This is a genomic window from Bartonella sp. AP258QHHD (genome assembly GCF_042196145.1).
Lineage (GTDB): Bacteria > Pseudomonadota > Alphaproteobacteria > Rhizobiales > Rhizobiaceae > Bartonella.
Window position 1 is genome coordinate 16,235 of the sequence record NZ_JBHIPR010000047.1, and the last position, 21,990, is coordinate 38,224.

Annotated in this window: 19 protein-coding genes; 3 read left to right on the forward strand and 16 right to left on the reverse strand. The window is 38.9% G+C overall.

Features of this window, described 5'->3' with window-relative positions; all coding sequences use genetic code 11:
* Window positions 1–6: 6 nt before the first annotated feature.
* The 3 genes from trkA to ACFIMM_RS04855 are packed head-to-tail and all read right to left on the reverse strand — an operon-like array spanning window position 7 to window position 5,015.
* Window positions 7–1,383 (reverse strand): Trk system potassium transporter TrkA, encoded by a 1,377-nt coding sequence (gene trkA / locus ACFIMM_RS04845; protein ID WP_375611279.1) that lies wholly within the window; start codon window positions 1,381–1,383, stop codon window positions 7–9.
* A gap of 4 nt (window positions 1,384–1,387) precedes the next feature.
* Window positions 1,388–2,746 (reverse strand): sigma-54-dependent transcriptional regulator, encoded by a 1,359-nt coding sequence (locus tag ACFIMM_RS04850; protein ID WP_375611278.1) that lies wholly within the window; start codon window positions 2,744–2,746, stop codon window positions 1,388–1,390.
* 1 nt (window position 2,747) lies between these two features.
* Window positions 2,748–5,015, reverse strand: a complete 2,268-nt coding sequence (locus ACFIMM_RS04855; RefSeq protein ID WP_375692646.1) for an ATP-binding protein — start codon at window positions 5,013–5,015, stop codon at window positions 2,748–2,750.
* Window positions 5,016–5,187: 172 nt separating this feature from the next.
* On the opposite strand from ACFIMM_RS04855, the gene rirA reads away from it, so the two are divergent.
* From rirA to ACFIMM_RS04870, 3 genes are read left to right on the forward strand one after another with little or no spacing between them, the layout of a single operon-like run.
* Window positions 5,188–5,631 carry an iron-responsive transcriptional regulator RirA gene (gene rirA, locus ACFIMM_RS04860; protein ID WP_375682450.1) on the forward strand — a complete coding sequence of 148 codons (444 nt, stop codon included), beginning with the start codon at window positions 5,188–5,190 and terminating at the stop codon, window positions 5,629–5,631.
* A gap of 24 nt (window positions 5,632–5,655) precedes the next feature.
* Window positions 5,656–6,846, forward strand: a complete 1,191-nt coding sequence (locus ACFIMM_RS04865; protein WP_375613044.1) for a bifunctional 2-C-methyl-D-erythritol 4-phosphate cytidylyltransferase/2-C-methyl-D-erythritol 2,4-cyclodiphosphate synthase — start codon at window positions 5,656–5,658, stop codon at window positions 6,844–6,846.
* Window positions 6,843–7,331, forward strand: a complete 489-nt coding sequence (locus ACFIMM_RS04870; protein WP_375628982.1) for a CinA family protein — start codon at window positions 6,843–6,845, stop codon at window positions 7,329–7,331. Before ACFIMM_RS04865 ends, ACFIMM_RS04870 begins: the two co-directional genes overlap by 4 nt.
* Before the next feature lie 599 nt (window positions 7,332–7,930).
* Here ACFIMM_RS04870 and ACFIMM_RS04875 read toward each other — a convergent pair.
* The 13 genes from ACFIMM_RS04875 to tpiA form a co-directional block, all read right to left on the reverse strand.
* On the reverse strand, window positions 7,931–8,392 hold the full coding sequence (locus ACFIMM_RS04875) for a type II toxin-antitoxin system RatA family toxin (protein ID WP_273791149.1): 462 nt from the start codon (window positions 8,390–8,392) through the stop codon (window positions 7,931–7,933).
* Between the two features lie 2 nt (window positions 8,393–8,394).
* Window positions 8,395–9,357 (reverse strand): lipoyl synthase, encoded by a 963-nt coding sequence (gene lipA, locus ACFIMM_RS04880; RefSeq protein ID WP_375682451.1) that lies wholly within the window; start codon window positions 9,355–9,357, stop codon window positions 8,395–8,397.
* A gap of 67 nt (window positions 9,358–9,424) precedes the next feature.
* Window positions 9,425–10,885 (reverse strand): dihydrolipoyl dehydrogenase, encoded by a 1,461-nt coding sequence (lpdA, locus tag ACFIMM_RS04885; protein WP_375681191.1) that lies wholly within the window; start codon window positions 10,883–10,885, stop codon window positions 9,425–9,427.
* A 223-nt stretch (window positions 10,886–11,108) separates the two neighbouring features.
* Window positions 11,109–12,452, reverse strand: a complete 1,344-nt coding sequence (locus ACFIMM_RS04890; RefSeq protein ID WP_375681190.1) for a pyruvate dehydrogenase complex dihydrolipoamide acetyltransferase — start codon at window positions 12,450–12,452, stop codon at window positions 11,109–11,111.
* A gap of 14 nt (window positions 12,453–12,466) precedes the next feature.
* The gene (locus tag ACFIMM_RS04895; RefSeq protein ID WP_375682452.1) at window positions 12,467–13,834 is read right to left on the reverse strand and encodes a pyruvate dehydrogenase complex E1 component subunit beta; all 1,368 of its coding nucleotides are present in this window, start codon (window positions 13,832–13,834) and stop codon (window positions 12,467–12,469) included.
* A 16-nt stretch (window positions 13,835–13,850) separates the two neighbouring features.
* Complete coding sequence (pdhA, locus tag ACFIMM_RS04900; RefSeq protein ID WP_375682453.1) at window positions 13,851–14,891, reverse strand: pyruvate dehydrogenase (acetyl-transferring) E1 component subunit alpha; 1,041 nt, start codon at window positions 14,889–14,891, stop codon at window positions 13,851–13,853.
* Window positions 14,892–15,026: 135 nt separating this feature from the next.
* A complete protein-coding gene (locus ACFIMM_RS04905; RefSeq protein WP_375612902.1) occupies window positions 15,027–15,338 on the reverse strand; it encodes a septum formation initiator family protein in 312 nt (103 codons plus the stop codon).
* Between the two features lie 729 nt (window positions 15,339–16,067).
* Complete coding sequence (locus ACFIMM_RS04910; RefSeq protein WP_375612903.1) at window positions 16,068–16,475, reverse strand: TM2 domain-containing protein; 408 nt, start codon at window positions 16,473–16,475, stop codon at window positions 16,068–16,070.
* A gap of 111 nt (window positions 16,476–16,586) precedes the next feature.
* Entirely contained in the window at window positions 16,587–17,858 is a 1,272-nt protein-coding gene (eno, locus tag ACFIMM_RS04915; RefSeq protein WP_375682454.1) for a phosphopyruvate hydratase, read from the reverse strand.
* Window positions 17,859–17,929: 71 nt separating this feature from the next.
* A complete protein-coding gene (gene kdsA / locus ACFIMM_RS04920; protein WP_273791141.1) occupies window positions 17,930–18,766 on the reverse strand; it encodes a 3-deoxy-8-phosphooctulonate synthase in 837 nt (278 codons plus the stop codon).
* A 36-nt stretch (window positions 18,767–18,802) separates the two neighbouring features.
* Window positions 18,803–20,431, reverse strand: coding sequence for a CTP synthase (locus ACFIMM_RS04925; RefSeq protein ID WP_375611264.1), 1,629 nt, complete (start codon window positions 20,429–20,431; stop codon window positions 18,803–18,805).
* Window positions 20,432–20,560: 129 nt separating this feature from the next.
* The gene (gene secG, locus ACFIMM_RS04930; RefSeq protein ID WP_375612906.1) at window positions 20,561–21,013 is read right to left on the reverse strand and encodes a preprotein translocase subunit SecG; all 453 of its coding nucleotides are present in this window, start codon (window positions 21,011–21,013) and stop codon (window positions 20,561–20,563) included.
* Between the two features lie 82 nt (window positions 21,014–21,095).
* Window positions 21,096–21,860 (reverse strand): triose-phosphate isomerase, encoded by a 765-nt coding sequence (tpiA, locus tag ACFIMM_RS04935; RefSeq protein ID WP_375612907.1) that lies wholly within the window; start codon window positions 21,858–21,860, stop codon window positions 21,096–21,098.
* Window positions 21,861–21,990 lie beyond the last annotated feature (130 nt).

Genomic DNA, 21,990 nt, shown 5'->3' on the forward strand with positions numbered 1-21,990 from the left:
AATACATCAAAAATATTCTAAACTTACGCGAAAGAGTTGTTCAACATCACGAACCCTATCAGCAAGAGCAAAAATCACTATTCTATCACCAGACAAAATACGCGTATCTGCCGAAAGCTGTATTATTGTCTTATTGCGATAAATTGCACCAATTCTCAAACCATCTGATAAATTGAGCTCTGATAATGACTTACCAACCAATGAAGATGTTTGCATCACTTCAGCTTCAATAATTTCTGCTCGGCCATTAAAAACTGAATGAACAGAACGAATACGCCCACGGCGCATTTGTTGCAAAATTCTCGATATTGTAACACTATGGGGATTAAGATATGCATCCACACCAACAGCACGACTAAATTCTTGATAGGCAACATTATTAATCAATACCATATTGGCTTTGCAGCCCAATCTTTTAGCAATAATAGCGCTTAAGAGATTAACCTGATCTTGATTGGTCAATGTAATCATTAAATCGGACTGATCAATTCCCGCATCTTGAAGAATCACTGGATCTAACACGTTACCGTATAAAACTGTTGTTTTTTCAAGCTGATCAGCAATTGTGAGGGCTCTTTCTCTATGCGCTTCTATAATCTTCAATTTTAATTTATGAAAACGCTTTTCAATAGCCTGTGCAACATAAAGGCCAATGTGACCACCCCCTGCAATAATCATGCGGTGGGCATCTTGTTCTTTATGACCAAAAAGCCCAACAGCACGACGCATCTGTTCACGAGAAACAACAAGATAGGTTATATCACCAACGCGTAGTTGCGTTTCTGAATGTGCAACCAATAATTCCGCGCCACGTTTAATAGCAGTAACCGTCGTATGAAGATCTGGAAAAAGCTCTGTTAATTGACGCAAAGGTGTATTAATAACGGGACAATCTTCCATGCATTCCAAAGCTAGTGCCACAATATCATCATTACAAAAATAAAGAACATCTATTGCACCAGGTAAAGCAATACGGCGCAAAACCATTTCCCCAACTTCAACTTCTGGCGAAATAACCACGTCAATGGGAATATTCTCTCTGGAAAAAAGCGTCTTATAACGTGGTTCTAAATAAGATTGTGAGCGAATACGAGCAATTTTTGTGGGCACATTAAATAATGAATGTGCTACTTGGCAAGCTACCATATTAACTTCATCAAACAAAGTGACAGCAATCAACATATCAGCTTTGTCTGCATCTGCAGCCAAAAGAACTTCAGGCCGTGAACCGTGACCAACAAAACCTCTCACATCCAATGTATCGCGAATCTTTTCAATTAATCTCGTTTCAATATCAATAACAGTAACATCGTGATTTTCAGCAGCAAGACGCTCTGCTATCCCATAACCAACCTGTCCTGCTCCACAAATAATAATACGCATCGCTTTAAGAAACTCCAAGCGCTTTAAGTTTACGGTGCAAAGCTGAACGCTCCATGCCTATAAATTCAGCAGTACGTGATATATTTCCACCCAAACGCCCAATCTGCGCCACTAAATATCTCTTTTCAAATAATTCTCGAGCTTCACGTAACGGCAAATCCATTATACTTTCATCTGAATCCATTTGAAGACGTGGCAAAGAATCACTTACTTCACTGGGAAGAAAGTCCGCTGTTATAGGACCATCACCATCCCGCACAAGAATAAGAAGACGCTCAATATTATTACGTAATTGCCGCACATTACCCGGCCAAGCGTGCGTTTGCAAAATAGCAATCACATCATCACTGATTGCACGCGGTTTAATCCCAACCTGCTGTGATATTGTTTTTACAAAATGATGTACAAGTTCTGGAATATCTTCACGACGCGCTGAAAGGGGGGGAACAACAATAGGAACAACGGAAAGACGGTGAAAAAGATCCTCCCTAAAGCGCCCATCAGAAATGAGGTTTTCAAGATTTTGCGCTGTCGAAGAAATGATACGGACATCCACCTTAACACGTTTTGTGCCGCCAATTCTCTCAAATGTTTGCCCCGTTAAAACCCGAAGAATCTTCCCTTGAGTCTCACGCGGCATATCAGCAATTTCATCAAGATATAAGATACCGCCATGAGCTTCCTCTAAGGCACCAATTTTACGCTCTCTTCCCTCCATTTCGCTGCCAAACAGCTCTATTTCCATTCTTTCCGGAGTAATCGTTGCAGCATTTATTGTAACAAATGGCCCATTCGAACGCGTTGAGAGCGCATGAATAGCTCGTGCAACAGTCTCTTTTCCTGCCCCTGAAGGACCTGTTATCATGATGCGACTATTGGTTGGTGCTACTTTTTCTATGATTTGACGCAAATTTTTTATAACTGTCGATTTTCCGAGCAACTCTAATGTCTCGTTCGAACGCTTTCGCAATTCTAAAAGCTCACGTTTTAAATTTGAATTTTCAAGTGTTCTCTCTGCAACCAATACAAGTCTATCAGCTTTAAAAGGTTTTTCAATGAAATCATATGCCCCTCGCTTTATAGCGGAAACAGCCGTCTCAATATTACCATGACCAGAGATCATAACGACCGGAAGAGCCGGATATTGTGTTTTAATTTCATCAAGCAGTGCTAAACCATCGAGACGACTACCCTGTAGCCAAATATCCAAAAAAATGAGCTTTGGAATACGCTCACTAATTTGAGCCAATGCTTCATCAGAGTTACAAGCAACACGCGTTTCATAACCTTCATCATCTAAAATACCAGCAACAAGCTCACGAATATCTGCTTCATCATCAACAATCAAGATATCTGATACCATACTATTCCCCTATCTTATGATTTATGGCTTGTATAATATTACCCTGCTTACCCCCATCCGCTGGAAATATCAAACGGATCATCGCACCACGACCTTCATAAAAACTCTCCGGTGCATCATGAAGCTCCATGAAACCACCGTGATCTTCAATAACTTTGCGCACAATAGCTAACCCCAGCCCTGTTCCTTTTTCCCGCGTTGTTATATAGGGTTCTAATAACTTTTGTCTTTGCTCTTTAGGAAGTCCTTTCCCGTTATCAACAACATCCACAACCACCCATTCTTCCTGACGATAAGAACGGATAAGAATATGACCGTGAATATTTTCCTCTCGCATAACTGAATCTATGGATTCGCTCGCGTTTTTGATAACATTGCAAAAAGCCTGTACAATGAGACGGTTATCAAATGCACCCATAAGTGGTAGAGTTCCTAAATCTTGCTCAAAATGAATATCATGTCGCGTCACCTCTATCAAGAAACATGCTTCGCGCAACAATTCTCGTATATCTAAAATATGCATTTTGGGTTTGGGCATACGTGCAAAAGAGGAAAACTCATCAACCATACGCCCAATATCTCCAACCTGCCGAATAATTGTGTCAATACACCGCTCAAAGACCTCTCTATCTTGTGTAATAGCTTTGTTATAACGTTTACGAATGCGTTCAGCGGATAACTGAATAGGTGTAAGAGGATTTTTAATTTCGTGTGCAATACGCCGCGCAATATCCGCCCACGCCGCTGTACGTTGCGCTGCAACAAGGTCTGTAATATCATCAATTGTTAGAACCCAAGATTGCCCTTGTCCATCATCCTCCTCCATCGTAACTTGGACATTACAGACACGCTCTTTTCCTGCAACGTTTAAAGTGACCTGCTCACGATGGTTTTTACGATCCAATGAACGCACAAACTGAAAAACCTGCCAAATTTCAGCGCTTAAAGATAAAAGACTTTTTCCAACAACGCGCTCTGAGCGAATATCAAACATCGCTTCAATAGACCGATTGATAATGGTGATATCACCATTATCATCTATACCTGCTACTCCCGCTGTTACACCCGATAACACAGCTTCAGAAAAACGCCGTCTTTCATCAATTTGATCACGCACTGCAATCAATTCATTACGCCGACTTTTCAATTCACTGACCATGTAATTAAAAGTTTTGGATAATTGCCCAATATCTCCATCTTTTGCTCGTACTGGCACGAAAATTTCCATATTTCCAGAAGCAACATCATCGGCAGCACTAATGAGAAGACGAATAGGACGTACTAAGCGATCAGCAACAGCAATAGCAGCCCAAATGGCTGATAAGAATAAACTAAACAAAAGACACAAATAAAGCATACCAAATGCAATCTGTGTCAGCAGGCGATTCTCATTTAAATCACGATAACGATCTGTATTAACTTCTGTCAAACGCAAAGCAGATAAAACACCTTTATCAACGTCACGCACCAAATATAAAAATGTGTTTGGAATATTGGTAAATTTTAAAATAATACCAAAATAATCATGAACGCCTGGTTGAAAAGAAAAAGGTCTCGCACTGGTTGCACGTTCAATAAGATGAGAAGGAGGAATTGGCAGTTTATCTTCATCACCAAGAGCACTCGATACAAAAATAGCTCCACTAGAACTTAACAAAAATGCACCACGCAAATTGCGTCCTAGAGCATGACGCGTCAATTGCATCCTATATTCAGCTGGATTACGTTCTAAGAGTTTTTTGTTATCAAGTGCAAATGCCATCGCGTAGGATAAATTTTTTAAATTTTGGAGCATTTCATCTGCATAAGCATTTGCTAAATCAATAGAAGAGCCCACAATTTGCCGCGTTGTTGTATCAAACCATCGATCAAGTCCCAAATTTAGTGCTGGACCCGATACAAGAGCTACAGCAACAGCTGGCATTGTCGCAACAAGTGCAAACAATGAAATAAGGCGCACATGAAGACGCGATCCTGCACGCCTTGAACGCCAAGCACGAATGATCGGTATCATCTCATAAAAAACGATGACAATAAGCCCTAAAACCCAAAAACTATTAATTCCTATAAGAATAAGGGTTACTGTTCTACTGGGAACAACAGGAGTTAATCCAATAAGAATAATAAATGAAACAGAGGCCGTAAGTAAAGCCAATACAATAATTGTAATCCCTAAAAAAATATATACCTTACTTAAACGATACAACTCATCGTTATAAGTATTTTTATCTATGTCTTGAAGATTCGTCACAGATGTTATATTCGTCATGAGCTTACATACCCTTATCCCATTATTCTCATATAACCTTTTGTAGCAAAAATTGACAATACTAATACTACATTTAAAATAGGCAAATATAGTCAACGAGAAAAAACTTCTACATTTTGCAAAATATCTTTAAAATAGACTGTGTTCGACGATACTTTACGAAGGAAATGAGATGCGATTAACAAAACAAACAAATTATGCTCTTCGAATGCTTATGTATTGTGCAGATAATCAGGGAACTCTCAGTCGTATTCCAGAAATTGCTAAAGCATATGCCGTTTCAGAGCTTTTTTTATTTAAAATCCTTCAGCTGCTTGTTCAAGCAGGTTTTATACAAACAGTGCGTGGACGCAATGGTGGAGTTAGATTGGCTAAACCCGCAGCAGAAATTTCAGTCGCGGATGTTGTGAAAGTAACAGAAGACAACTTTTCCCTCGCAGAATGTTTCGATACTGCAGAACCAACTTGCCCCTTGTTTGATTTTTGTGGTTTAAATACCGCACTTCAAAAAGCATTAAATGCTTTTTTTGAGGTGTTATCCGTGATATCCCTTGCTGATCTACAACAACCATCCTTTCAAAATCATTTTAAAATTAATGACAAAAAAGCAAACTAAGATTATAATACAAGGAGATTAAGTATTTCTATTGCAGCAATAATATTAGCCGCTGGACGGGGTGAAAGAGCAGGATCTCCCCATAAAATTCCAAAACAATATCGGCTTCTAGGACAAAAGCCAATTATTTATCATACCGTGCATTGTTTTTTGCAGCATCCAGCTATCACAACAATTATTCTTGTTATTCATCCAGAAGATCGTCAAATCTGTGAACAAGCTATTGACGATTTTAAAGAGCGCCTTATTATCGTTGAAGGAGGCAATACACGTCAAATCTCTACCTTATATGGACTTCAGGCACTCAAAAAATTTGCCCCCCAATATGTGCATATTCATGATGGTGCACGCCCTTTTATCGAAAACAAGCTTCTTAATAACATTCACAACACTATCACGCCTCAAGAAGGTGTTCTTCCTGTTCTGCCCATCTCTGATACCCTTAAACGTATAAATAATCAGCATGTTTTAGAAACAATTCCCCGTACCCATCTTTATAGTGCACAAACTCCACAGTGTTTTCCCTTTGAACATATCTTAGCGGCCCATAAACAAGCAAAACAAGCTTGCAAACAAGAATTCACTGACGATTCTGCAATTGCCGAATGGTTTGGAATTCCTATGCGTACCGTTCCTGGAGATCCTAACAACATAAAAATTACATGGCATGAAGATTTTAATACTGCACATTTATATCTCCAAAAGAAAATGCAAATATTTCCTGATATTCGTACCGGCAATGGTTATGATGTTCACTCTTTTGAGGATGGTGATTTTCTTATATTATGTGGTATAAAAATCCCTTTTCATAAAAAATTAAATGGACACTCCGATGCGGATGTTGCTCTTCATGCATTAACAGATGCCCTTCTTGCAACTCAAGGTGCTGGAGATATCGGTACACATTTTCCTCCCTCTGATCCTCAATGGAAAAATGTATCATCAGAAATTTTTCTCCGTCATGCTCTTGATATTATAAAACAAGCAGGTGGTCGTATCGCCAATGTTGATATCACAATTATCGCTGAAAATCCTAAAATTAGTCCATATCGTCATGCCATGACAGAAAATCTTATAACAATACTTGCAATAACACCTGATCGTATCTCTATCAAAGCAACAACAAATGAAAGGCTTGGATTTATTGGTCGTGGTGAGGGAATTGCTGCTCTTGCAACAGTGAGCGTCCTTTATTCAGGAGAAATTCCCCAATGACATATCTTTGTGAAAAACAAGCACATGAAGTTCTTAATACCTTTCGCCAAAAAGGTTTGCTGTTAACAACTGTAGAGTCTTGTACAGGGGGACTCATTGCTGCATGCCTCACAAATATAGCAGGATCGTCAGATGTTCTCGATTGTGGATTTGTTGTTTATTCAAATGAATCTAAAACACGCCTTGTTGGCGTTTGTGCTGAACTTATAAAAACCTATGGTGCCGTTTCAAAAGAAGTTGCTCTTGCAATGGCTGAGGGTGGATTAAAACATTCACAAGCTGACATTGCAGTTTCTGTAACAGGAATTGCTGGTCCAGGAGGTGCAAGTCTTGATAAACCTGTAGGACTTGTGCATTGCGCAGTAGCTTATAAAAACCACTCCCCCCTGCACAAAGAAATGCACTTTGCTCATCTTAATCGCAATGCTATCCGCCATGCAACTGTTGAAAATGCTTTTAAAATGATTCTGGAATTGCTTCACTGAATTCCCCATACTAATTTCAAAATTCTTTATTCCCCATCGAGTCTATAATCGTCAACATCTTGAAAAAATTTTATTGTATCACAACTTGAAAATGAACGATCTGACTAGCGTAAAATTATCTCACTTTAGTCCTGTGTAGGTTGAATTAATCAAATTTATTCACTTACACGCCACAAGAGAAAAAACTGTATAAATAAAATGATTAATGAAAGGGAAACTTGTACCTCTCTCTCAAGTGCTAAGAGCTGGTACAACATCTTGAGAGATGGCAAATAAATGATACAGGAGAACTTCTTCATAAGTGTACAGATGTAGATTTTATATACTTTTACGAGAATCTATACTATTTATTATGAGCACTATTATGAAATGGGTATGACGCAAGCATGTTCTATTTGGGCGTTTTGTTTAACGAGTGTGCATCCATTAAAAAAGAGAGAAACAAAAGCATGAAACTGTGCATCATCTTCATCATTTAAAATGATATTCCCTCAATATGCTTTTGAAAGCTGAATTAAAAACAAATAGTAAAGATGGAAACCGGTTTTCACCTTCACGCTGTTTAAGCAATAGGTATTGTTAAAAAATAACAGAATAGACTATGTTACCGTAGAGCCATAAATCTGATGCGCACGCTTCTCAAAAGCCTCGGTAAATTTACGAAACGCAATATCAAACATTGAGCCCATCACTAATCCAAGCGTTTTACTTTTAAATTCATAATCAATAAAAAACTCTACATTACATGCATTGGTATTTTCAATATCATGAAAGGCCCAACGATTTTCAAGATATTTGAATGGACCATCAATATATTTAACTTCTATAAGACTTTTTTCCGGCTGAAGAAATACTTGAGTCGTAAAAGTTTCACGAATAATCTTATAGCCAACGGTCATATCCGCAAGAAGCAATATTTTTTTTCCATATTCTTTTCGAGAACGTATTATTAAAGACTCACACATTGGTAAAAATTCAGGATAACGCTCAATATCTGAAACCAGATCAAACATTTCACTGGCACTATGGGTGATCTGCCGATGTATTGTAAAAATCGGCATAATTATCTCTGTAAGGAAAATTTTTCATCACGCGCTTTTTGCAAAATGGCAAAATCATCTCCAGCATGATGAGATGAACGCGTTAGAGGATTGGAGGCCATATGTAAAAATCCTTTTACTTTACCAATCTTGGCAAAAGACTCAAATTCTTCAGGAGGCACAAAACGAACAACTGGATGATGTTTTCGTGTAGGCTGCAAATATTGTCCAATTGTCATAAAGTCAACATCAGCAGCGCGCAAATCATCCATCAATTGCAAAACTTCATTTCGCTCCTCCCCAAGGCCAACCATAATTCCCGATTTTGTAAAAATTGTTGGATCAAGTTCTTTAACACGTTGTAATAAACGAATTGAATGAAAATAACGTGCCCCTGGACGGACCTTCAAATATTTAGAAGGAACTGTTTCTAAGTTATGATTAAAAACATCAGGCTTAGCAGCAACAACAACTTCTAAAGCGCCATCCTTATGACGAAAATCAGGTGTAAGAACTTCAATTGTTGTTTTAGGAGTTTTTTGACGAATCGCATAAATAACTTTTGCAAAATGCTCAGCACCACCATCAGCAAGATCATCACGATCAACAGATGTAATGACAACATGTTTTAATTCCATCCGTGCAACAGCATCAGCGACACGTTCTGGCTCATTATCATCAACGGCAAGTGGAATACCTGTTGCAACGTTACAAAAAGCACAAGCACGCGTACATATTTCACCTAAAATCATAAAGCTAGCATGCCTCTGGCTCCAACATTCGCCAATATTAGGACAACCAGCTTCTTCACATACAGTCACTAACTTATGCGTACGTACAATACTATGTGTTTCCTTATAAATTGGTGATGTTGGCGCTTTTACACGAATCCAATCTGGCTTTTTTTGAACGCTTGTTTCAGGACGATGTGCCTTTTCAGGATGACGCAATCGTCTATTTGCAACTCTATCAACAACCGTAACCATTTAAGCCTTTGCCTTATAAATACGAAGTAACAATCAAAAATATAAAATTTTTCATACAATCCAGTCATCAAGCGTTTAAAACTTGACCATAAGCATCTAATACACTTTCTTTCATCATTTCCGATAAGGTCGGATGTGGAAAGACAGTATGCATTAATTCTTCTTCTGTTGTTTCAAGATTCATAGCAATAACAAAACCCTGTATCAATTCTGTTACCTCAGCCCCTACCATATGGGCCCCGAGAAGCTGTCCTGTTTTTTTATCAAAAATCGTTTTTACTAACCCCTGATCTTCACCCAAAGCAATCGCCTTACCATTCGCAGCAAAAGAATAACGACCAATACGTATATCATAACCTGCTTCTTTTGCTGCCGCTTCTGAAAGCCCTACAGAGGCAACCTGTGGTGTACAATATGTACACCCTGGAATTTTTCTTTTATCAAGTGGATGAGCGCTTTTCAAACCTGCAAGATGCTCAATACATATCACACCTTCTTCTTCTGCTTTATGGGCCAACATAGGAGGGCCTGCTACATCACCAATAGCATAAATACCTTCCACCCCCGTCCAACTCCATTCATCAGTTACAATGCAGCCGCGATCGGTTTTTATTCCCAAAGCTTCTAAACCAAGATTCTCAATATTACCTTGCACCCCAACAGCGGAAATCAACCGGTCAACAGTCATTGACTCTATTTTACCTTGAACATCAATATGTACACTTACAGAATCGGAAGATTTTTCAACCTTTGTTACTTTTGCTTGACGAAGAATGCGTAAACCTTTTTTCTCTAACTGTTTACGAGCAAACGTTGAAATTTCAATATCTTCAGCAGGCATGATATGGGGCATCATTTCAACAACAGTTACTGTCGCCCCCATATCATGATAAAAAGAAGCAAATTCAATGCCAATAGCCCCAGACCCTATAACCAAAAGCGATTTTGGCATTGCTGGCGGTATCATAGCTTCAAAATAAGTCCAAATGAGTTTTCCATCTGGCTCAATACCAGGAAGGACACGAGGATGTGCGCCCGTTGCAATAATGATATGCTTTGCTTGATAAGTTCCCTCCCCTAACGTCCCTTTAGGGACTGGATTTTGCGGTTGCATAATCGGTTTGGAGGATGAAAAAACCATAATTTCCGCAGGAAGGCTTCCCTTTGCTTCTTTAGTAAGCTTTGCTTCACCCCAGATAATATCAATTTTGTTTTTTTTCATTAAAAAACCAACACCAGCATTTAAACGTGCTGAAACACCCCGTGAACGTGCCACAACATCTTTGATGTTTGCCTCAATTGAACCATTAATTTTTAATCCATAATTTGTCGCATGTTCAGCAAAATGTTTCATTTCCGCTGAACGTAGAAGGGCCTTTGTTGGAATACATCCCCAATTTAAACAGATCCCTCCCAAATGTTCACGTTCAACAATCGCAGTCTTAAAGCCACATTGTGCTGCACGAATTGCGGTTACATATCCGCCTGGACCTGATCCAATCACAATTACATCATAAAGATTTGCCACAGTAATTCCTCCATGGATATCTATATAAAATGGATATGCATTTTTTGAACTTAAGACTGTAAAACAATATGAGAGAATTATCTTATGTCTTTGCTTTAAGCTTCACGTAAATGCTTTACCCAAACCAGAAATAGCAATACCTCTGCTCTTCAAACTCTTTAAATTTGTTTCTATTCTCTTAAATACACTCTCTCACAATTTACGTGAAGAACTGTTAAACAGTTCAAACCAACATTGCTAATGGATTTTCAATCATCTTCTTAAAAGTCCGCGCGAGCTCTGCTGCTAAAGCACCATCGACAGCACGATGATCCGCAGAAAGCGTAACTGACATAACTGTCGCAACAACTAATGCACCATTTTTAACAACGGCGCGTTGCTCCCCTGCACCAATCGCAAAAATCGTCGCATGCGGTGGATTAAGAATAGCCGAAAAACTTTTTATACCATACATCCCCATATTTGATACAGCTGTTGTTCCACCCTGATATTCTTCCATTTTTAACTTGCCCTCGCGCGCACGCTTTGCAAAATCCTTCATCTCTTTGGAAATAAGTGATAACGGCTTTTTCTCTGCATGGCGAATAATCGGTGTAATTAATCCATTGGGAATAGAAACAGCAACCCCAACATCACAATGTTTATGATGAAGCATCCCGCCTTCAAGCCAAGAAACATTCGCATCAGGAACCGTTTTCAAAGAAAGTGCAACAGCTTTGATCACCATATCATTAACAGAAAGCTTATAAGTAGGCTGAGTTTCTTCCTGCCCCTTAACCATTGGAGCAGCAGCATTTAGTTGTGTACGCAGTGCTAATAGCGCATCAAGTTCACAATCTACCGTTACATAGAAATGTGGGACTCTCTGTTTTGATTCCACCAAACGTGTCGCGATTGTTTTACGCATATTATTATGGGGAGCGAAGCTATATTCATCCTCTTTGAAGAGTTTCAATATCTGTTTGTCCGAAGCACCTGTAGCTATTAGCTCCCCTATCGATGATGAATAAGACACTTTAGACATATCGCTGCTCACAGCTTTTTCTACATCGCGCTTAATAATGCGCCCATGCGGACCACTTCCAGAAATAAGGGATAAATCAAGACCTGCCTGAGATGCTAATCGCCGCGCTAAGGGAGAGGCAAAAAGACGAGCTTCCTTTTTATCTTGCTGTATTAATTGCCCAGTTGATGATTCATGAGACATTTTTATTCCCTTTGAGTCCGTCTGTTTCAGAGAATCTGTCTGTTTGATGCCCTCTGGTTTTTGTCTTGTAGAAGAAGAGATTTCTTCTGCAACTTTTGCAGCTTCAGCTAAATCTTCACCTTCTTCTGCTAAAACAACAATTAAAGCATTTACTTTAACGCCTTGTGTTCCAGCAGGAACAACAATTTTAGCAACCCTACCTTCATCAACGGCTTCGACTTCCATTGTCGCTTTATCCGTCTCAATTTCAGCAATAACATCACCAGAGGAAACCTTATCTCCCTCCTTAATATTCCATTTTGTTAAATTTCCCTCTTCCATCGTAGGGGAAAGCGCTGGCATTGTAATTTTAATGGGCATTATGCTTTCCTCCGTTATGCTCTGTATGTCACAGCCTTAACGGCCTCAATAATTTCAGCAGTATTAGGCAAAGCCAACTTCTCAAGATTAGCGGCATAAGGCATCGGAACATCTTTGCCAGAAATCGTAGCAATTGGCGCATCAAGATAGTCAAAAGCCCGCTGCATAACACGCGTTGCTATTTCAGTTCCCACAGATGACTGAGGAAATCCCTCTTCAATTGTTACCAAACGACCTGTTTTTTTAACTGACGAAAGAATTGTTGGAAGATCCATCGGGCGAATGGTTCGTAAATCAATCAATTCAACATCAATACCAAGTTTTTCAATTTCTGGTAACGCTTGAACAGCATAATGCATCCCAATTCCACATGCAACAATCGTCACATCTTGTCCAGACTTATGAATACGCGCCTTACCAATAGGCAAAAGAAAGTCATCCAGTTGAGGAACATCAAATTGATGCCCATACAAAATCTCATTTTCAAGGAAAATAACAGGATTATCATCACGAATAGCAGCTTTCAGCAAACCTTTTGCATCTGCAGCACTATAAGGCATGACAACTTTCAGACCTGGTACATGACTATACCATGCAGCATAGCATTGAGAATGTTGAGCACCAACACGGGCAGCCGCACCATTGGGACCTCGGAAAACCATAGGAGCGGTCATTTGTCCACCAGACATATAACGTGTTTTGGCTGCTGAGTTAATAATTTGGTCCATCGCCTGCATCGCAAAATTAAAGGTCATAAACTCGACAATAGGACGTAACCCACCAAAAGCAGCCCCAACAGCCAGCCCAGCAAAGCCGTGCTCTGTAATTGGGGTATCAATAACTCGGCGTTCCCCGAACTCTTCCAACAAACCCTGGCTAACCTTATAGGCACCTTGATATTGCGCGACTTCTTCCCCCATAAGAAAAACTGTTTCATCACGCCGCATTTCTTCAGCCAAAGCCTGATTAAGCGCTTCACGAACTGTCATTGTAACCATTTGTGTTCCCGCTGGAATATCAAAATTAAGAGATGTATCAAAAGTAGGAGCAGCCTGCGGAACTGACAAAGGTAGAGAAAGAGCAGATTCCTTAGGTTTTTGTGCTGTATCAGTAGGTTGCGAAATATCCTCAGCACGCTCACCTTCTTCTAACAAAATTGCAATAACAGTGTTAACCCTTACGCCTTCTGAACCTTCAGGCACAAAAATTTTACCAAGAGTACCTTCATCAACGGCCTCTACTTCCATTGTAGCCTTATCCGTTTCAATTTCAGCAATAACATCGCCAGAGCTAACCTTATCACCTTCTTTCTTGAGCCATTTAGACAGTTTACCTTCTTCCATAGTTGGTGAAAGCGCCGGCATCAAAATATCAATAGACATACTTGCTTCCCTCGCATCAAACTAAAATATCAGTATAGAGCTCAGAAGCATCTGGCTCTTGATCACTTTGTGCAAAATCTACCGCATCAGCAACAATTGCACGGACCTCTTTCTCAACAGATTTTAAATCGTCTTCGCTCGCCCAATTTTTTTTAAGAATCCGACTTTTTACTTGATCAATCGGATCGTGCTCCTCTTTTATTTTTTGGACTTCTTCCTTTGAACGATATTTTGCTGGATCAGACATGGAATGACCACGATAGCGATAGGTCTGCATATCAAGAATGATCGGTCCTTTACCTGAGCGTGCCCAAGAAATTGCTTTATCAGCAGCTCCTTTTACTGATCGAACATCCATACCGTCAACAACAATACCTGGAATTTCAAAAGAAAGACCACGTCGGGAAAAATCAGTTTCTGCAGATGCACGTGAAACTGACGTTCCCATAGCATACTGATTGTTTTCAATAATATAAACAACGGGAAGCTTCCAAAGTGAAGCCATATTAAAACTCTCGTAAACCTGCCCCTGATTTGCAGCACCATCACCAAAATAAACCAATGTCACATTATCTTTACCAAGGTACTGATTCGAAAATGCCAAACCTGAACCAATGGGAACCTGCGCACCAACAATACCATGTCCCCCATAAAAGTTCTTTTCTTTAGAGAACATATGCATCGAGCCACCTTTCCCTTTGGAAAAGCCACCTTGACGTCCCGTTAATTCTGCCATAACACCACGCGGACTCATCCCAACGGCTAACATATGACCATGATCACGGTAAGACGTAATAACCTGATCACCTTCTTTTGCCGCTTTCAATGTTCCTATAACAACGGCTTCCTGACCAATATAAAGGTGACAAAATCCCCCAATAAGCCCCATACCATAAAGTTGTCCTGCTTTTTCTTCAAAACGGCGAATTAAAAGCATTTCACGATAGGCATCAATTTCTTCTTCTTTTGTAAAATCTGCTATTGGTGCTTTCTTTGTGGTGCTTGATAATGCAGTGCGCGCCGCCGACGCAGAATTTTTTTTAAGTCGTTCTGCCATATTAAACTCCCTTTTATGATTATTTAGGAATAACCTTTACGAACAAAAGTTACAAGCCTTATCAATCGGCTTAAACAATATCATTGCTGATTGTTGTTTAAATTAAGCGATTTTTCATTTACCTTTGGTATCATTTCAAGGTATTAAGATTGTCAATTCATTTGGCTTAGAAAAGTTCAAATTCTTTCGGACATACTCATCCAACATATCTTTTTCTATATGCCCATTGCGTAAAAGAGAAATACGCTTTTCCATGAATATCCGCTCAGCTTCTATTTCATGAAGCTCCTTTTCTAATTCGCTAATATGCTGATTAACTTCACTGCGTGAATACAATCCATACTCACCATGATAAATGTGATAACTGAAATAGCTTAAGACTCCCACCGTCATAAGAGGTAGTACAAAGCGTACTTTGATTGATCGACGTTTCTGCTTTGTCCACATAAAATAGCACAGTCTTTACAGCACAAATTTCTTGATATTTTGCCCAACTATGCATGATTTTGATTAATACCTCATTACCAAATCTACACCAAAATAATTTGTTATTTCAATTTATCCCCCCCTTAATACGATCAAAGTAAGTTGAATGCCTCACTTTTTATATTATAAATATTGGATATCCTCTAATTTGTAGCTTTTTTCCTAAAATTTCCTATTAAAATGAAGATAAAATCAACGGTATCCCCTATGCTTGGTGGTTTTTTCCTAACCAATTCCAATCCTCAAATTGATAACGCTTATCATCACCTCCCAAAACGAAATAAACCCCTTGATTTTGAACAATAATTTTACTCTTCATCCTTACCCACGCTCCTTATGTGTTATTCATAAAGAGATTATTTCTAATTTGATAATATGCGGATTAACCTCACGGTGTAAATACAATTTGTAGCAGCCGTAATAAACGTGAAATTAGGATAGTTTGGAGCCTCCAATAATCCAATGCTATCCACTGCTATAAGCAGAAAAATAATGCACGCCTTAATTAATTTGCGTCTTTTCTTTACCCGTATAAAATAGCATTGCCTTTTTCAATACTTTTACTTAGCTATACATGTTTTTTAATATCTCATATCAAATAAATATAGTACAATAATTTTGCATAATGCAACTTAATTATTTATAAAAATAAAAAGCGAACTGAATTACTTTCTCTTTATTATAAAATTTTTAAAAATCTGTAATCTGATTCCCATCTTTATCCGTAAATCTTCCTCCAAGAATGACTATAAAATCAACAACTGCCCAAATTCCGGTAATTATCAATCCAAACAATGATAAAGATAGAACCAGCATTAAAGCACCAGTCCTAACTTTACCAACCATAAAGCGATGGACACCAAAGATACCTGCAACCCAACAAAGCAGTGCGAACATTATCTTTGTGTTCTCTGTACCTGGTCTCAACAATGGGAAAACAGAACTGACAACACCTCCTTCACAGACAAAATCAACAGCATTACCAATCCTTGGTGGATTCTTTCCCAACCAATCCCAAGTCGCAAACTGATAACGTTTACCATCATCACCCGAAACGAGATAATTTCCTTGATCTTGACTAATAATTATACCTCTCATCTTAATCCCTATAAATTTAAACACTTAAAAATTATTGCGTATATGCCTTTGATAAGAAATATCAATTTCATAATCTAAATGATCTTATACTTTCATATTTTGTGCTCACAACTATACACGATATAAATCACCAGCATAATGCGCTTGGGCTCCTAGCATTTCTTCAATACGAATAAGTTGATTGTATTTTGCTAATCTATCCGAACGTGCAAGAGAACCTGTTTTAATTTGTCCACAATTCGTTGCAACAGCAAGATCTGCAATGAAAGAATCCTCTGTCTCGCCTGAACGATGAGATATAATGGCACGATAACCTGCTTTATGTGCTACTTCTACAGCATCAAGTGTTTCACTCAATGTACCAATTTGATTAACTTTTATGAGAATAGAATTGCCTACCCCCATTTTGATACCATCACGCAAACGTGCTGAATTCGTTACAAACAAATCATCGCCAACAAGCTGACATTTTTCTCCAATTGTGTCAGTAAGTAGCTTCCAACCTTCCCAATCATCCTCTGCCATTCCATCTTCAATTGTAATAATAGGATAACTTTTCACAAGCTGCGCTAAATAATCTACCTGCTCTTGGGTGTCTCGGCATTTCCCCTCACCTTTATAAAAATACGAACCATTTTTATAAAATTCGGTTGAAGCACAGTCTAAACCAATGGCAATTTGTTCACCTGGTTTATAACCACATATCATGATAGATTCCATAATAAAATCAATTGCTTGATCAGCACTTTTAAATTGAGGAGCAAAACCACCTTCATCACCAACATTGGTATTATAACCCGCATCTTTTAAACGCTTTTTTAATGCATGGAAAATCTCAGCGCCATAACGGATAGCTTCTTTTACAGTAGGAGCTCCTATAGGGATAATCATAAACTCTTGAAAATCAATCAAATTATCAGCATGAACACCACCATTAATAATATTCATCATGGGGGTTGGAAGAATATGCGCTTGTGTACCACCAATATAACGATACAAAGGTAAATTTAATGAATCCGCAGCTGCTTTTGCAACAGCTAATGAAACACCAAGAAGTGCATTGGCACCAAGACGGGCTTTGTTTGGCGTTCCATCCAAAGCAATCATTGCTTGATCAATAGCAATTTGATTTGTTGCATCCCGCCCACCAAGTTCTTCAAGAATTTCGCCATTAACTGCAGCAACCGCTTTTTCAACACCTTTCCCTTGATAGCGCAAACCACCATCACGAAGCTCTATAGCCTCATGTGCTCCTGTTGAAGCTCCCGAAGGAACCAGAGCGCGACCAAAAGCTCCATTCTCCAAATGAACATCAACTTCTACCGTTGGATTACCACGGCTATCAAGAACTTCACGCCCAATGATATCGACAATTATAGTCATATGTGTTTCCTTATCCAATAAAAGTCTCGATTCATTTATAAAGCCCTATTAATGAAATATTTTTTCTCTTCTCAACTCAACTTTTTTGACAGATAATCAAATTCCATTAAAGTCTCAAGCAATCTTTGTAAATCATCAACTTTAACCATATTGGGTCCATCAGAAGGTGCATTATCTGGATCTTGATGTGTTTCTAAAAAAATACCAGCTACCCCAACAGAGACAGCTGCACGCGCTAAAATTTCAACAAATTGACGCTGCCCACCAGATGAAGCCCCCTGCCCCCCAGGTTCTTGAACAGAATGCGTTGCATCAAAAATAACAGGAGCACCAAATGAACGTAAAATAGGCAACGAACGCATATCAGAAATAAGTCGGTTGTAACCAAATGACGTGCCTCGCTCACAAAGCATAACATTCGGATTACCACTGTAAACAACCTTTTTTAAAACATTCTCCATGTCCCACGGCGCTAAAAACTGACCTTTTTTAATGTTAATAACACATTCTGTTTTGGCGGCTGCTACCAAAAGATCTGTTTGACGACATAAAAAAGCCGGTATTTGTAAAATATCAACTGTAGAAGAAACAATTGTACATTGCTCTTCTGTATGCACATCAGTTAATATGGGACAATTAAACTCTTTTTTTAAATCAGAAAAAATGGACATTGCTTTTTCAAGACCAATACCACGTGCCGCCCCCAAAGAGGTTCTGTTGGCTTTATCGTAACTTGATTTATAAACAAACCCGATACCAAGCTGATCGGTAATTGTTTTAATACGACCAGCCATTTCAAAAGCATGATCACGACTTTCCATCTGACACGGCCCTGCAATTAATGAAAGAGGCATTTCATTTGAAAAAATCATATTTCCAACTTTCACACGGGCATTTGGTTTAGTCATTTTATCCCTCAAAAGCAAAGTAACCCAATTTATGCATTAAACTAATCGACTTTGTTCTACAGCAGCTTCAATAAAAGAAGAAAAAAGCGGATGTGGATCAAAAGGACGGGATTTTAATTCTGGATGATATTGAACACCAATAAACCATGGATGATCTACATATTCTATCGTTTCTGGTAAAATACCATCAGGAGACATCCCAGAAAAAATCAAACCACACTGTTCTAACTTATCCTTATAATCAATATTGACCTCATAACGATGACGATGTCGCTCGACAATCTTGGTCACCCCATAAATTTGAGCAATATGACTCTCTTCTTTTAATTCAGCAGCAAAAGCACCAAGGCGCATTGAACCGCCGAGATCACCATTTCTTGTACGTTTTTCAAGAACGTCTCCTTTAAGCCATTCTGTCATTAAACCTACAATTGGATTGTCTGTTTCACAAAACTCACTTGATGAAGCATTCTCAATCTGTGCAATATTGCGCGCAGCTTCTATACAAGCTAATTGCATCCCAAAACAAATCCCTAAAAATGGAACTTTACGCTCTCGCGCAAATTGAATTGCTCGAATCTTCCCTTCTGCCCCTCGTGCCCCAAAAGCACCTGGAACCAAAATTCCATGGGCTTTTTGTAAAGCTGAAACAGAATCTTCTTTTTCAAAAAGCTCCGAATCAATCCACTCAATATTAACCTTCACTCTATTCGCTAAACCACCATGCGCAATCGCTTCAATAAGAGATTTATAAGCATCCTTTAAGCCCGTATATTTTCCCACAACAGCAATCGTAACTTCTCCTTCAGGATGGTGAATACGATGCGTAATATCTTCCCAACGATCCATCTTGGGGGAAGGTGCCGAATCGATTCCAAAAGCGCAAAGAACTTCAGAGTCCAAACCCTCCTTATGGTATGCCATAGGAACATCATAAATTGTTGGCATATCTAATGCCTGAATGACTGCATTGGAGCGAACATTGCAAAAAAGTGATAATTTGCACCGTTCTGTTTCTGGAATAGATCGATCTGCACGTACAAGCAAAATATCAGGAGAAATACCAACTGCTTGCAATTCTTTGACAGAATGTTGTGTTGGTTTCGTTTTTAATTCACCTGCTGAAGGAATATAAGGCATTAATGTGAGATGGACATAAACGACATTTTGTCTCGGTAGCTCATTGCGAAGCTGACGAATCGCTTCTAGAAAAGGCATTGCTTCAATATCACCAACCGTTCCACCTATCTCACACAAAACAAAATCAAATTCTTCATTTCCCATCGTAATGAATCTCTTAATTTCATCTGTAACATGAGGGATAACTTGGACTGTTGCCCCCAAATAATCACCACGCCGCTCTCGTTCAATGATATTGCGATAAATACGCCCTGTTGTAATATTATCTTGGCTATTTGCAGAACGCCCAGTAAAACGCTCATAATGACCAAGATCAAGATCCGTTTCTGCACCATCATCGGTCACAAATACTTCACCATGTTGATAAGGTGACATCGTACCTGGATCAACATTTAAATAAGGATCAAGTTTGCGAAGACGTACGCGATAGCCACGAGCCTGTAATAACGCTGCTAACGCCGCCGCTGCGATGCCTTTTCCAAGGGAAGAAACCACACCACCAGTAATAAAAACATAACGTGCCATGGGCTTATGGTGATAAGCAATTTATAATGATTTTTCCAGCAAAAAATGCAAAAAGAAACAATTTTTCTTCTAAAATAAAAAAGGCGAAAAAAATCACCTTTTTTAAAAAGTCTATGTTTTCTTAAAAAACTATTTTGTACTGTTATCGGGAACTGTATTTTCAAGAACCTGAGGAACTGGACTTTCTGCTTCAGGATTTGTGGACTGTTTCTGTTCCTGCGAAGAATTCGAAGTGCCTCCTAGCTGTTCAAGAATAGAAGGGGAAGACTCACCATCTGACGATGGGACTGATCCTGAGTCTTTATTGGTAGAATTCTGTTCTGAATTAACCGGTATACGCTTTAAGATATCAGAACTAGAATTTGATATATTACTCACCACGGTAAGTCCAATAGACACAACAAAAAAACAACAGGCTAAAATAGCAGTCAAACGTGTTAAAGGGTTTCGAGATCCACGAGTTTTCATCAACCCTGAGCTATTACTCACACCTAGCCCACCACCTTCTGAAGGTTGAATTAATATAACACCAACCAAAGTAATCACAATCAAAAAATGAATAACTATAAGTACTGTTTGCATAAACCCTGCTCTTCAAATAACTCTTTAATAGCTATTTACACATAAATAACGCACAATCCAAGGGGAAACTCAAATTTCTCTGCTATAGTTTACGACAAACATCGCAAATAGTTAAAAAATCAATCGCTTTTAAGCTTGCTCCACCTATCAAAGCACCATTAACATGAGCAATGCTTAAAAGCTCAAATGCATTGGATGGTTTTACGGATCCACCATAAAGCAAACGTATCTTATTGCCTTCATCACCAAAACGAGAGCGCACCCTATCACGAATGAAATGATGTACTTTTGCAATATCTTCTGGAGTCGCTGTATTGCCGGTGCCTATTGCCCAAACTGGTTCATAAGCGATAATGGTATTCTCTGCTGTTGCATCATCTGGGAGAGATTCTTCAAGCTGCTGCGTGAGAATATCCAGTACTTTATTATTATTACGCTCCTCCAATGTTTCACCAATACATACAAGAGCCACAAGACCTGCTCGCCACGCAGCTTGCACTTTGGCACAGACAATCGCATCATTTTCCTGGTACACTGTACGACGTTCTGAATGCCCAATAATAACATGACTTGCTCCCGCTTCTTTAAGCATAAAAGCTGAAATATCTCCAGTATAAGGACCATGATCATCAAAGTGACAATTTTGTCCTCCTAAAAGGAGATTTTCACCATTCAGCGTATTAGAAGCACGCGATAAAAGCGTTGCTGGAACACAAATTAGGGCTTCAAATAGATGACCTAGATCAGAGCTAACGCCTGTAGCAATAGCACGCAACTCTCCAAGCGATTCACTCGTTCCATTCATTTTCCAATTTCCAGCAAGAAAAGGCCGAATATTTTGAGACATATTTTCACCTCAAGAGCTTTTACAATACATTGTTTATCTGTAGTTACCAAATTATAAAATGAAAGCAAGTCTTTAAAGCTTGCATCTTTCATCTCTTTATTGCAAATTCCATTACAGCTTTGATAATAAC